The organism is Amycolatopsis sp. FBCC-B4732, assembly GCF_023008405.1.
Taxonomy (GTDB): domain Bacteria; phylum Actinomycetota; class Actinomycetes; order Mycobacteriales; family Pseudonocardiaceae; genus Amycolatopsis; species Amycolatopsis pretoriensis_A.
In genome coordinates this window covers 2262612-2276445 of record NZ_CP095376.1, presented here as the reverse complement: position 1 = coordinate 2276445, position 13834 = coordinate 2262612, and the positions used below count along the sequence as shown (strand labels likewise).

General features: G+C 73.1%; 8 protein-coding genes. 3 read left to right on the top strand and 5 right to left on the bottom strand.

What is annotated here, in order from left to right; translation table 11 throughout:
• Nucleotides 1-85 precede the first annotated feature (85 nt).
• The 3 genes from MUY14_RS09735 to MUY14_RS09725 form a co-directional block, all read right to left on the bottom strand.
• Nucleotides 86-1288 carry an APC family permease gene (locus MUY14_RS09735; protein ID WP_247025095.1) on the bottom strand — a complete coding sequence of 401 codons (1203 nt, stop codon included), beginning with the start codon at nucleotides 1286-1288 and terminating at the stop codon, nucleotides 86-88.
• A 71-nt stretch (nucleotides 1289-1359) separates the two neighbouring features.
• Nucleotides 1360-1746: a VOC family protein gene (locus MUY14_RS09730; protein ID WP_247022595.1), complete on the bottom strand. Its 387-nt coding sequence runs from the start codon at nucleotides 1744-1746 to the stop codon at nucleotides 1360-1362.
• Nucleotides 1743-2468 carry an ArsR family transcriptional regulator gene (locus MUY14_RS09725; RefSeq protein ID WP_396126769.1) on the bottom strand — a complete coding sequence of 242 codons (726 nt, stop codon included), beginning with the start codon at nucleotides 2466-2468 and terminating at the stop codon, nucleotides 1743-1745. The genes MUY14_RS09730 and MUY14_RS09725 overlap by 4 nt, the downstream gene beginning before the upstream one ends.
• 338 nt (nucleotides 2469-2806) lie before the next feature.
• Between MUY14_RS09725 and MUY14_RS09720 the strand changes: the two genes are divergently transcribed.
• Nucleotides 2807-7147, top strand: a complete 4341-nt coding sequence (locus tag MUY14_RS09720) for an Hsp70 family protein (protein WP_247022593.1) — start codon at nucleotides 2807-2809, stop codon at nucleotides 7145-7147.
• Here the strand turns inward: MUY14_RS09720 and MUY14_RS09715 are convergent, their stop codons facing one another.
• Nucleotides 7148-8362: an MFS transporter gene (locus tag MUY14_RS09715; protein ID WP_247022592.1), complete on the bottom strand. Its 1215-nt coding sequence runs from the start codon at nucleotides 8360-8362 to the stop codon at nucleotides 7148-7150.
• Between the two features lie 56 nt (nucleotides 8363-8418).
• Between MUY14_RS09715 and MUY14_RS09710 the strand changes: the two genes are divergently transcribed.
• Both MUY14_RS09710 and MUY14_RS46825 read left to right on the top strand, forming a co-directional pair.
• Nucleotides 8419-9528, top strand: a complete 1110-nt coding sequence (locus tag MUY14_RS09710; RefSeq protein WP_247022590.1) for an ROK family transcriptional regulator — start codon at nucleotides 8419-8421, stop codon at nucleotides 9526-9528.
• Nucleotides 9529-9657: 129 nt separating this feature from the next.
• Nucleotides 9658-12795, top strand: coding sequence for an RHS repeat-associated core domain-containing protein (locus tag MUY14_RS46825; RefSeq protein ID WP_281506274.1), 3138 nt, complete (start codon nucleotides 9658-9660; stop codon nucleotides 12793-12795).
• Between the two features lie 70 nt (nucleotides 12796-12865).
• On the opposite strand, the gene MUY14_RS09690 is transcribed toward MUY14_RS46825, so the two are convergent.
• The gene (locus MUY14_RS09690) at nucleotides 12866-13756 is read right to left on the bottom strand and encodes a LysR family transcriptional regulator (protein WP_247022588.1); all 891 of its coding nucleotides are present in this window, start codon (nucleotides 13754-13756) and stop codon (nucleotides 12866-12868) included.
• Between the last annotated feature and the right edge of the window lie 78 nt (nucleotides 13757-13834).

The following is a 13834-nucleotide window of genomic DNA, read 5'->3' as shown; positions in this document are numbered from 1 at the left end:
CCGGACCACCGCACGGCCGGCCACCCCCGCGCAGACGGGCACCCACGGCAACGTCGCGACGAGCAGCACGCACCCGATCGCCTGCTCAGCCAGAATCCGCCAGGCGCCGCCGGACCACCGCACGGCCGGCCACCCCCACCACGAACACCGCCACCCCCGCACAGACCGACACCCACGGCAACGTGGCCACGAGCAGCACGCAGCCGAGCAGGCCCACGACGTTCAGCCACCGCGGCCACCGCCGGTCCGACGGCTCCTGCGTGAACGCCGACGCGTTGGCGACCGCGTAGTAGACCAGGACGCCGAACGAGCTGAAGCCGATCACCCCGCGCAGGTCCACCGTCAGCACGAGCACCGACACGACCGCGGCCAGCGCGAGTTCGGCGTGGTGCGGTACCCGGTACTTCGGGTGGACCGCCGCCAGCCACGTGGGCAGGTCGCGCTCGCGGGCCATCGCCAGGCCGGTGCGGCCGATGCCGGCGATCAGGGCGAGCAGTGCGCCGAGGGCGGCCAGTGCGCCGCCGACGCGGACCGCGGGGGTCAGCGCGCCGGCTCCGGCGCCGTCGAGGGCGGCGACGAGCGGGGCGGCCGCGTTCGCCAGGCCGTCCGGCCCGGCGGCGAGCAGGGCCGCGACCGCCACGACGAGGTAGACCACCACCGCCAGGGCCAGCGCGATCGGGATCGCGCGGGGGATGGTCCGCCGCGGGTCGCGGATCTCCTCCCCCAGCGTCGCGATCCGCGCGTACCCGGCGAACGCGAAGAACAGCAGGCCGGCGGACTGGAGGATCCCGTAGAACCCGCCCGAAGCCAGCGCCGAGAAGCCGCCGAGGTTCGCCGTCGTGGCGCTGCCGCCGGCCGCGATCCCGGCCACCACCACCGCCAGCGCGAGCAGGCTGGTGCCGACCAGGATCCGCGTGAGCGCCACGGTCTTGGTGATCCCGCGGTAGTTCAGCGCGGTCAGGCCGAGCACCCCCGCGACGGCGACCAGCCGTTGCACCCAGACCGGGCCGGGCACCGCGTAGGTGGCGAAGGTCAGGGCCATCGCCGCGCACGACGCGGTCTTGCCGACCACGAACCCCCAGCCGGCGGTGAACCCCCACCACGGCCCGAGGCGTTCGCGCCCGTAGACGTACGTCCCGCCGGACACCGGATACTGCGCGGCGAGCTGGGCCGAAGCGACCGCGTTGCAGTAGGCGATCACCGCGGCCAGCGCCAAGCCCACCAGCAGGCCCGTGCCCGCCGCCTTCGCGGCGGGCCCGAACGCGGCGAAGATCCCCGCCCCGATCATCGACCCGAGGCCGATCACCACGGCGTCCTTCGTGCCGAGGCGGCGTTCCAGCGCCGGCGGCGAACTCGCTGTCACGCCGTTGCCGAAGCCGGCTGGAACAGCTCGACGGGGTTGCCCGCCGGGTCGTCCAAGACGATCTGCCGCCCGCCCGGACCGGTGACCACGTCGCTGCGGAACGGCACGCCGGCCGCCCGCAGCCGCTCGACCTCGGCGTCGAGGTCGTCGACGACGAAGTGGATCCGGTTCCAGCCGCCGGGGCCGGGCCGCGTGCCGTCGGGCATCGCGCGCCCGGCGGAGCTGTCCGGGCCGCTCAGCAGCAGCCGCAGCCGGCCGCGGGTCACCTCCGCGAAGGCCGGCACGCTGAACCGCTCGGTGAACCCGAGCCGGGCGGTGTAGAACGCGACGGCGCGCTCGACGTCGTCGACCAGGTAGCGCACACTCACCAGCTCTTCGGTCATGCTTCCTCGTCTCGTGGCGTGGTGAACCGCCGGACCAGGAACCCGATCCGGTCGTCGAGGTCGGCCGCCACGCGCCGGAACGCCGCGAGGCCGTCCGGTTCGCGGGCCGGGTCGGGGATGCTCCAGTGGATCGTCCGCGGCCGGCCGGGCAACGGCGGGCAGGCTTCGCGGACCTTGTCGCACAGGCTGATCACCCAGTCGAACCGCCGTCGCCGCACCGCGTCCAGGGGCGTCGGCTCGTGCGCGAGCGCGATGCCGTACTCCGCCAGCGCGCGGACGGCGTCGGGGTGCAGCGGCTTCGGGTGGCTGCCCGCGCTGACCGCGTCCCCGCCCCGGTGCCGCAGCAACGCCGCGGCCATCGGCGACCGGCCGCTGTTCCCGGTGCACACGAACAGCACCTTCGGCCGGGCCACCGGCTCGGCGGTCACGACGGTCAGGCCCGGGTGCAGCGAGGCACCGGTCTCCGCCAGCGCGTCCGCGCACCGGCGCAGGTCGAGGTGGTAGTAGGTGTCGCGGCCGTCGAAACTGCTCCGCCGCGCCGTCACCAGCTCGGCCGCGCGCAGCTTGCCCAGGTGGTAGGAGACCAGGTTCTGCGGCTGCCCGACCGCGCCCACCAGCTCCCGCACGCGGCGGTCGCTCACGGCCAGCTCCCGCAGGATCCGCCAGCGCAGCGGATCCGCGGCCAGCCGCACGAACGGCGGAGGGAGGTCGGCACCGGGCACGCGAGCAGAGTACATCAACCACGATTGATACATCAAGCTACGCAATTCTCTTAATTGACTTCCCGGGAACCCGAAACCGAAATCGGGGCGCAGTGCTAGCGTTTCCCCGCAGCCGGGCACCAGGGAGTGATGTGAGCGAGCGCCAGATCAAGAACGATTTCACGGGCGACGCGCGGAACGCCATCCTCGTGGGGCGCGCCGACAACGTGATCGTTTCGAATCCGGGCGCACCCCCACCCGCATTCGAACCCCCGCCGTACCGCGTGCCCGTTCACGAGCCTTTTCTCGACTGGTTGTCGGGTGGCGCCGGGAAACGGGTGGCCAGGGCCGTGGAGCGGGTGAACGCCCTTTTCCCCGCCGGGGCGCCCGCCCCCGCCGACTGGGAGCGCGCCGCCCGCGCGTACCGCCGGGCCCTGCGGCTGACGCTGCGTGCCGAGCCCGTCCGGGCCGTCGAGGTGTTCGGCGCGCACGATCACCGCATCCCGCCGGAGCGCTACCCGCTGGGCGCCCTCGACCGGCCGTGGCTGGCCGCCTTGACCTCGCGTCCGGACCGGCACGTCCTCACCGTCGTGTTCGACGTCGCCTCGCGGCTGAACCTGCCGGAGCTGCAGGGGGTGGCCCGCGACCGGATGGTCCGGCTGCTGGCGGAACTGGACGACGCCGACCTCGCGATCCACCACCTCCTCCGCTGGGGAAAGCGGCGGGTGCTCACCCAGGAGGTGGTGGCGAAGGTCGTGACGCAGCACGCGGCCCGGATCCCCCTCGAGCGCGACGCCGAGCTGTGGCAGCGCTTCTTCGCGGACCTCACCGAGGCACTGCGGCCGGACGTCCTCGACGTCCACTGCCTGCTGGGGCACGGCGCCGACGCGGTCCGGCTGGCGAAGTCCGACAACGACGTGCGCCGGGCCCTCGCCTGCTGCCTGCGGTCACGGACGGCCGAGGACGTCGGCGCGGGCCTGGACCTGGCCCGCGCCCGCCCGATCACCGAGCTGAACGACGCGCTGGCCGAGCGCTACGGCGGTCTGCTGGCCGACGCCGGCCGGTTCGCCGACGCGCTCCCCGTCTACCGCGACCTCGGCCGCTTCGACCAGGTGAGCCGGTGCCACGAGGAGCTCCGCCAGTTCTCCGACGCGCTGGCCACCTGCCCGGCCGACCGGCCGGACCGGCTGGCCGCGCTCGCCGACCGCGTCCTGCCGGAAGTCGGCGAACTCGCCGAGCGGCAGGAGTTCGCCGCCGCGGCCGGCCGGCTCCAGGACGTGCTGACGCACCTGGACCGCGCCGGCGTGCCGACCGCGGCCGTGCTGGACCGCCGTCAGCGGGTCGACCGGCTGCGCACGGACCTCGTCACGGCCACCCGGCTCCACTTCGGCGCGCTGATCCGGCTGGCCGGGGACGCCGGCGGGCCCCAGGACGCCTACCGGGCCTGGAGCCGGTTCGAAGAAGCCGCCGGCGAGCTCGCCCTCGCGGCGTGGCGGGCCGAGGAAGGGCGCGAGTTCTTCCGCGCCAACCAGTTGTTCAACCGGACCGGGCAGTTCGGCGAGGCGGCGCGGGTGCTGCAGGGCGACGACTCCCCGGAGGCGCTGGACGCCCGTGCCGCCTCCTACGAGGCCGGCGGCGACTTCGCCGGTGCGGCCCGGCTGCGGCAGCGCGTCGGGCAGCCCGAGCAGGCGGTCACGCTGTACCTGCGCGCCGGTGACTTCGCCGGCGCGGCGCACGTCCTGCTCGGCTGGCTCGGCGCGGAAGCGGCGGAGGACCCGCGGCTGGCCGAGTGCCTGCGCCGGACCGGCGAGTACGACAAGCTCGTCCGGCACTGCCTCACCGCGGTCGAGGCCCGCGGCGAGCATTCGCAGGCGGCCTCGGCGCTGCGCCGGCTGACCGAAGACGAGCTGGTCCCGCCGCACCTCGTCGCCGACGTCACGGCCTGTCTGGAGGCGCTGGGCGCGGAAGACCTGCGCCGGTTCCAGGAACGGGCGCAGTCGTGGGTGACGCGGGCCCGTGCGGACGTCGGACGCCGCTACAGCGAGATCTGGGGCCTGGACCTGGGCACGACCACGTCCGCCGCGGCGATCTACGACCGCGAGGCGCAGCGGCCGGTCTTCTGCCCGTGGAAGGGGCACCTCCAGTTCGCCTCGACGCTGAGCCTCGACCGGCAGGGCACCGAACTGGTCGGCCTGACCGGCGAAGAGACGCTGGCGCCGTGGCTGGCCGGGCACATCGACGCCGCCAAGCGGCGGATCGGCACCGCCACCCGGTTCAAGATCCGGGACCGCACCTACCGGCCGGAAGAGGTGGCCGCCCGGATCATCCGGCACGCCCGGGGCCTGGTCGAGACGTTCCTGGCCGAGCGGGTCCGCGAACGCGTCGGGGAGCTGGCCGCCGCCGAACTCGGGCACGTGCGGGACGAATGGCTGTCCTGGACCGAACGCCACCACGCCCTGCGGATCGACCGGCCGCGGGTGGTCGTCACGGTTCCCGCGTACTTCACCAACAACCAGAACGCCGCCACCCGGTCGGCCTGCGAGATCGCCGAGGTCGACGTGGTCCGGCTGCTGCACGAACCGACCGCCGCGTGCATCGCGACCGCGTACGAACGGAAGCTCGGGGCGACGGTCGCCGTGGTCGACCTCGGCGCCGGCACGCTCGACCTGAGCCTGCTGGAAGTGGGCGAAGGCGTCTACGAGGTCCGGGACGTCGGCGGTGACCCCCGCTTCGGCGGCAAGGACTTCGACGCCGCCGTCACGGAGGCGCTCGCCGCCCAGCTGCGGCTGAAGGGCATCGACGTCCCGGCGACGGACCCGCTGCGCCGCCGGCTGGGAATCGTCGCGGAGAAGCTGAAGGTCGCCCTCTCCGCCCAGGACCGGGCGTCCGACACCCTGCTCTCCTTCGGCTCGCACGGCCACGTCCCCGTGGAACTGACCCGGGCCGAGCTGGCGGAGGTGCTGGCCGACCGGCTGGCCACGCTGCGCCGGGTGACCACCGCGTTCCTGGAGTCCGCGCCCGAGCGGCCGGACCACGTCGTGCTGGTCGGCCGGCCGATGCTGTCCCCCCTCGTCCGCCAGACCGTGGAACAGGTCTTCGCTGCCAAGGGGATCGTCGTCACCGATCCGCGGACCGCGGTCGCCAGCGGGGCCGCGCTGCTGGGCGCCACGCGCAGCGGAGCGCTGACCAAGTTCCTGCTTCTCGACGTCACGCCGCTCGCCCTCGGCATCCGGGCGGCCGAAGGCACCGGCGACGCCGAGCGGAAGGTCTTCTCCGAACTGATCAGCCGGGCCACCACGATCCCGACCCACCGCTCCGAGATCTACACCACCCATGACGACAACCAGACCGAAGTGCGCATCGAGATCTACAACGGCAGCCTCGACCGCGAGTCGAAGATCGGCGAGTTCGTGCTCACCGGGATCCCGCCCGCGCCGAAGGGCGAACCCCAGATCGAGGTCACCTTCGACATCGACGCCGACTGCGTGCTCGAGGTGACCGCACGCGATCTGAAGACGGGGCTGGCCAACGGGATCCGGGTGACCGACACCACCCTGCTGTCACCCCGGGAGATCGGCGACCTGACCCGCAGCTACGAGCAGCAGCGCGAGCGCGAGCGGCAGCGCGGAGAGCTCGCCGACCTGCGGGCGGAGCTGCGGGACCTCGCCGCCGCGCTCGCCGACGACGCCACCGAGGGGGCTTGGCGGGAGTTCCGGCAGCGGCAGGCCACCCACCGCCCGCCGGCCACCCCGCTGCCGCCCGAAACGCGGCAAGCACTGGTGGAGATGTTCAACGAGGACGGCCAGACCGAGCTCGACCTGGCTTCCGCGCGGACGGCGGCGGTCAAGACCGCCGCGGCGGCCGAGGCCTGCGCCGCCCAGCCGGCCCCTGCCGACGAAGACCTCGAAGCCACCGTCGCCCAGACCGCGCACCTGCTCGACACCGCGCGCGCCCGAGCCGAGCGGCTCCGGGAGCTGGCCGTGAAGGTCGCGCGCTGGAGCGCCGTGCTCGCCCGGCTGGCGCTGAACGAACCCGATCCGCTGCGCCGCTTCCGCGACCACCACGCGGCCGGGTCGTACCGGGAGGCGCTCGACGCACTGGGCGAGCTGCCCGAACCGCCGGCCGACCCCGCCGACGTCCGGCGGCACGAAGAGTGCCTCGCGGGCACCGGCGACGCCGAGGGCTACCGCGCGCTGCGACGGCGTGCGGGCGCGAGGCGACCGTCGGGGCCGCCGGCCGGGTTGGTCGAAACCTCCTGCGGCGCAATGGGTTTCGCGATCGGCGACCGGTTCGTCGTCGCGCACCGGCCGGAGGACGAGGCACCGATCGCCGTCACAGGCGGCGAAGTCGAGAAGGTGCACGCGGCCGGGCACGACGTCGTGGTGCTGGAATTGGCCGAGCCGCTGGGGGTGGCGCCGCTACCGCCCGGCCGCCCGGAGCTCGTCCGGATCGGCGACCAGCTGTGGTTGCCCGGCCCGGCCGAGGACGGCACTCGCGCGCTGCTGAGCGGGGTGGTCAACCGGTTCGAGTCGAACGAAGACGGCGAGCGGCTGTTCCGCACGAGCGTGGCTCTCCCGGCCGCCTGCGCCGGCGCGCCGGTCCTCGACGAACTCGGCGAAGTGATCGGCGTGGCCCTTCCCGGCGACTACGGCCAGGTGCTCAGCCTGACCGCGCTGGACGCGCTCCTGGAGGCGGGCTGATCACGGCACGAGCGCGTCCGCCGGTGCCTTGACGGCGCGGCGGCGGTCGACGGCGAAGCCGGCCACGGCCAGCACGAGCCCGATCGCGCTCACCACCACCCCGGCCCACGCCGTGGCGCGGTAGCCGAGCCCGGCGGCGATGACCACGCTGCCCAGCGCCGCGCCGAGGCTGTTGGCCGTGTTGAACGCCGACTGGTTCAGCGCCGCGCCCATCAGCTGGGCGCCCGGTGCCACCGCGATCAGGCGCGCCTGCAGCACCGGGCCGAGGAACAGGATCGTCCCGCCGATCAGGAACGCGCCGGTGTACAGGCCGAACGGCGAACCGACGAACAGTCCGAAGTAGACGTTCGCGGCGATCACCGCGGCGAAGCCCGCCACCATGGCCCGCTGGAGGTTCCGGTCGGCCTGCCAGCCGCCCAGGAAGTTGCCGACGGTCATGCCGAGCCCGACGGCGACCAGCACCCAGGGCACCGCGCCCGGCGACAGCCCGGTGACCGAGGTGGTGATCGGCGCGAGGTAGCTGTCGACGGCGAAGAACCCGGCGATCCCGATCGAGGCGGTCACCGCGACCAGCCACACCTGCGGCCGGCGCAGCGCGCGCAGTTCGTCGGCCGGCGACCCGCCCGTGGCCGGCGCGTCCGGCACCGTGGCCGCCACCGCCGCCAGCGCGAGCAGGAAGACCCCGGCGATGACCAGGTACGCCGTCCGCCAGCCCGCGGCCTGCCCGAGCCGGGTGATCACCGGGACACCGGCCACGTTGGCGACGGTCAGCCCGCTGAGCACCACGGCGAACCCGCGTCCCTCGCTGCCCGGCCCCATCAGCGTCGCGGCCAGCAGGCCGGCGGCCCCGAAGTAGGCGCCGTGCGGCAGGCCCGCGGCGAACCGGGCGGCCAGCACCAGGCCGAACGACGACGCCACCGCGGAGGCGACGGTGCCGAGCACGAACAGCACCAGCAGCCCGAGCACCAGCCGCTTGCGCCGCATCCGGGCGCTGACCACGGCGGACACCGGCGCGCCCACGACGACGCCCAGCGCGTACGCGGTGATCATCCACCCCGCCCGCGCGACCGAATCCGGTTCGGCGTTGCCGAGCACGCTGCGGGCGATGTCGGGCAGCAGCCCGGCCGGCACGAACTCGGTCAGGCCGATCCCGACCGAACCGAGGGCCAGTGCGAGCAGGGCCGCCCAGCGACGTCGTCGGGTGAGGTCGTCCATCCCAGCGACTTTAGCAACGCTGTTGCGTTAGTACCAGGGGCCGATACAGTGAAGCCGTGCACCTGGCTTTCCTGCGGGACTACCACGAGGCGCTGGTGATCGCGCTGGCCCGGACCGTGCCCACGCTCGAGCGCGGCACGGTCGCCGAGGTCACCGGGCTGACCCCGCAGGCCGTGTCGAAGGTGCTCGCCCGCCTGGTCGAGGAAGGCCTGCTCGAGCCGGCGGGCGTGCGGCGCCCGCCGCGCGGCAAACCGGCCGCGGTCTACCGCCTGGTCCCGGGCAGCCGCCGGGCGATCGGCGCGCACGTCACCCGCCGTGAGCTGCGCCTGGTCCTAGCCGACCTGGCCGGCACCGTCCGCGCGTCGACCGCGACGCCGCTGCCGCCCGACTTCACGCCGGAACACCTGCTGGGCGAGCTGGCCGCCGGCGTCGAGGCGATGATCGCCGAGCACGGCCTGGCCACCCCGGAACTCGCCGGCGTCGGCATCGGCATGATCGGCCCGCTCGACCAGTCGACCGGTACCGTCCGCGGCGCCCACCGGCTGCGGCACTGGCGCGACGTCCCGCTGGCGGAACTCGCCGAGAAGCGGCTGGGCCTGCCCGTGGTGGTGGACAAGGACGTCACGGCCGGAGTCACCGCGGAAGCCTGGCGCCGCGGCACGGAATTCCGCGACGCGGCCCTGGTCGTGGTCGACGCCGGCGTCGGCGCCGGCCTTTGGCTCGGCGGCGCCGCCCACCGCGGTGCGCACACGAACGCCAGCGAGTTCGGCCACGCGGTCGTCCAGCTCGACGGCCCCCGCTGCGCCTGCGGCCGCCACGGCTGCCTGGAGGCCGTCCACGAACAGGCGAGCGACCCGGCCACGGCGGCCGCGGTCCTCGCGACGGGCGTGGTCAACCTCCTGCAGACCCTGGACCTGGGCCACATCGTCCTCGGCGGCGCGGACCTCCTCCCCCACGGCGAGCTCTACCGGGCGGCGGTCGAACACGCGGTGCGCACGCAGCTGCCGGGCGCCGAGTGGCTGACGGTGGAGGTCTCGTTGACGACATTGGGGACGGACGTCGTCGCGGCGGGCGCGGCGATGCAGGTCCTGAACACCCGCTACGGCCTCCCGGACCCGACCCGGCCCCGGCTGCCCGCGGCGGAGGCCGTGACCGCACGCCCCTGAGGCGGCGCTGTTGTGGCGCATCCGGGTGAACGCTCGCGAGCGCCTCAACCGCCACCTCCGCCTGAGCGTGGGCTTCCGGCGACACCGACCTGCCTGTCGCCGGAAGCCGATCCCCACCCTGGAGTGATCTTGTCCACGCGAAGAACGTCATGGCGTCATTCGACCGTCGCGGCCACGACCGCGTTGCTGCTGGTATCCGGAACTCCCATCGCGGCGACGACCGCCGAAGCCGGACAGGCCGCGGTGCTGACACCGACCCTGACCGGGCCTCGCCCGTCGGCGACCCGCATCCCGTTCCCGATCTCCGACACGGTGTCCGCCTCGGTCGACGTCGGCACCGGCAACCTGCTGGTCACCACCTCGGATCTGGCGTTGCCGGGGATCCGGGAAGACCTGCAGCTCGGTCTGACCTACAACAGCCTGCGCCTCGGAGCCGGGACCGCACTGCCGTCCGGATCGGCGGGTGCCGGCTGGGCGATGCGGGTGGGTCAGGACACCAAGGTGGTCCTGAATTCCGACAGCTCCGTGCTCTACTTGGCGCCTGAGGGCCGCGAAGGCCTGTTCCAACCCGCCGGCGGGTCGGCGTACACCGCACCTGCCGGGTTCAAGGTCGCCATGGTCAAAACCGCGTCTGGCTGGACGATCACCGACCACGACACCAACTCGGTGTCGACGTTCAACGCGACCGGACAGCTGGTGTCGGTGAAGGATCGCAACACCCAGGCCACCACGTTCACCTACACCTCCGGGAAGCTGTCCCAGGTCTCCTCGACCCGCGGCGGCACGGGTGCCCGGACGGCGACCCTCACCTGGTCCGGCACCCTGGCCACGATCGGCCAGACCGGTGACGACGGCACCCCGCGCAGCGTCGCCTACACCTACACCTCGGGCCGCCTGACCAAGATCACCGATCCGACCTCGAAGACCACCCAGTTCGGCTACGACGCGACCACCGGTGACCTGACCACGATCACCAACGGCGCGGGCAAGCAGACCGCGGTCCAGTACGACGCCTCGCACCGGGTCAAGAAGGTGACCCAGGAGAACCCGGCGGGCGGCGCGGCGACCCGGTTCACCTACTACTCGGCCGGGGAGACGCTGGTCGCGGATCCGAACAACACCGAGACCGTCCCGTCCGCCGGTCCGCAGACCGACTACTTCCTCAACGCCCGGGAGCTGGTGACGTCCGTGGCCGACCCTCTCGGCCGCGGGCGCACCAAGACCTACACCCCGTTCGACGACGCCGCGACCTCGACCAGCGGCACCGGAGGTGTCACCACCTTCGGGCACGACCCGGCCGTGAACGCCGGCGAGTCGCTCACCGGCGTCACCGCGCCGACCGGGGCGAAGTCGACCGCGACCTACGCCAACACCGGCGCGGCGAAGTACCTGCCCTCCGGCGGAACCGACGGCCAGGGCAACGCCAAGCTGTTCACCTACGACGGCGCCGGCAACCCCCTCACCTCGGCCAACACGGCCGCGACCGCGACGTCGAAGGTCGATTACAACGCCGACGGCACCGTCGACACCGCCACCGACCCGCGCGGCAACACCACCGACTACACCGCGAACTCCGATCACCAGATCACCGACATCACCCCGCCGGCCGGTTCGGGCCTGGCGCCGATCACGGTCTCCTACGACGGGTTCGGCCGGCTGCACGCCGTCCGCGACGGGCGCGGGCTGCGCACCACCTACGCCTACGACCGCGGCGACCGGGTCAAGACCATCCAGTACTCCGACGGCACTCCCGATGTGGCGTTCACCTACGACGGCGCCGGGAACGTGCTCACCCGTACCGATTCTTCGGGCACGACGACCTTCACCTACGACGCCCAGAACCGGGTCACTTCGCGGACGGCGACCTCCGGCGGCGGCACCCTGTCCTACGGCTACGACAAAGCCGGAAACCTGACGTCGAAGACCGACGCCCGCGGCGCCACCACCTATCTCTACGACGCGGCGAACCAGGTCACCGAAATGACCACCCCGAACGGGCAGAAGACCGGGTTCGCTTACGACGACGACGGCAAGCGCACCGACACCTGGTTCGCCACCAACCCCGCCCACACGACGTTCGCCGCCCACACGAAAACCACCTTCGACAAGAGTGGCCGCATCTCGCGGACCTGGACCTCACGCGCGTCCAACGACGCGACCAAGGTGTTCGACACCGGGTTCTGCTACTCGCCTCGTGTCGCCGGGCAGGCGTGCCCGTCCGCGTCGGCCACCTCCGACACCGGGTTGATCAAGTGGTCGACCGACAACCTCAGCGGCGCGGTGTCGCTCTACAGCTACGACACCGCCAACCGGCTCACCGCGGTGTCGAACTACGGCGGTCACGACTACGCCTACACCTACGACAAGGCCGGCAACAGGCTCACCGCGAAGGTCGACGGCACCACCACGCAGACCCTGACCTACAACGCGGCGAACGAGATCTCGAACAGCGGCTACCAGCACGACGCCGCCGGGAACCGGACCGGCGACCCCACGCAAGGCACCTTCGCCTACAACGCCGCCGGGCAAACCACGAACCGCACCCAGGGCTCGTCCTCGACCGCCTACACCTGGGCCGGCGGCGACCAGAACGAACTCGTCTCCGCCACCACCGGGACGAACACCGCCAGCTACGTCTACGGACGCAACGACGTCCACGGTGTCCCCGTACTGCAGTCGTTCACCAAGAACGGCCAGACCAGTTACCTCGACAGCGATCCCAGTGGCACACCCATCGCATTCCAGACCGCCGGCGAGGTCCACTACTACGCCTTGGACAACCAGGGCAGTCCGGTGAACCTCGTCACCAGCACCGGAACCGTGTCAGCCAGCTACGGCTACGACCCTTCCGGCAAGCAGCTCACCGCTACCGGAACCACCGCCGCGGCCAACCCGATCCGCTACACCCAGGGCCTGCTCGACGACCACACGGGCTGGCTCAAACACGGCATCCGCTGGCACGACACCACCACCGCCAACTGGACTTCGATCGACCCGGTCAGCCCGGTCCTGGAGCCCGACGCGGCCAGCCGGTACGCGTACGTCGGCGGCAATCCGCCCAACCGCCTGGACCCCACCGGACGCTATTCGTGCGCGGGCTCGGTGGGCCTCGCCGCGGTCAGCGGGATCGGATTCGGCCTGGCCGTCGCGGGCCTGGCCGCCACGACGGGCGGCGTCGGTGCCGGTGTCGCCATCGGCGGTCTGTTCACCAGTGGATTCAGCTTGCCGTTTTCGATCAACGACGCGGTGGACTCGTGCGATGACTAGAAACAGGGAATACGTGTAATCGGCGGCCGGCGGCGGCGGAGTTGTTCCTCCGCCGCCGCCGGCCGAGGCCTCAGCGGGCCAGCAGCCCCAGCACCAGCGCCAGCGGTGGCCACACCTCCCGGCCGCGGCGGGTGCACGCGAACGCGCGCTGCCGCACCTCCGGGCCGGTCAGCGGGAGGAGTGCGACGCCGGCCTTCACCGCGCGCCCGGCCGGCAGCAGGCCGACCGCCGGGGCCGGGCCCGTGGTGATCAGGTCCTCCACCAGTTCCAGGCTGTCCGCGCGGTGCGTCACGCGCGGGGTGAACCGGGCCATCGACGCCAGCCTGCGGACGACGTCCTCGTCGGCGGTGTTGCGGGAGTTGACGATCCAGTCGTGGTCGCGGAACGCCTCGAACACCGCCACCGTGTCCCCGCTCCGGACACCGGCCGCGTCGGGCGCCGGGACCGCGAGCGACCACCGCGCTGTCCACAGTGGACTCACCGTGATCGCGGGGTCCGTGCTCGCCGGGGCGAGGTCGTAGTCGTAGGTGAGGGCGAGGTCGATGTCGTCGGCCAGCAACGCCGTCAAGGCCTCGGCCGGCTCGTACTCGCTGATCCGCAGCTCGACCCGCGGGTGGTGCGCGGCGAGCGCGGTCGCCGCCGGCAGGACGGAGCGCCGGACCGCCGTCGCGAACCCGGCGACGCGCACGGTGCCGGCCGGTTCGGCGCCCGGGTCGAGGGCGGCGCGGGCGGCCTCCACCGCGGCGAGGATCGTCACCGCGTGCTCGGCCAGCCGCCGTCCCCCGGGGGTCAGCCGGACGCGGCGGCCGTCCGGTTCGAGCAGTGGCGCGCCGGTTTCCTTCGCCAGCGTCGCGATCTGCTGCGAGACCGTGGACGTCGTGGTGCCGAGCACATCCGCCACGGCGCGCATCGAGCCGTGGCGGGACAGCTCGAGGAGGAACTGCAGCCTGCGGGTGTCCATCTCCCGATTGTCCACGATCCTCGAACGGTACGTCCACGATCACCACGTGGACACGAACGGTGCGGATCGGCTTTGCTC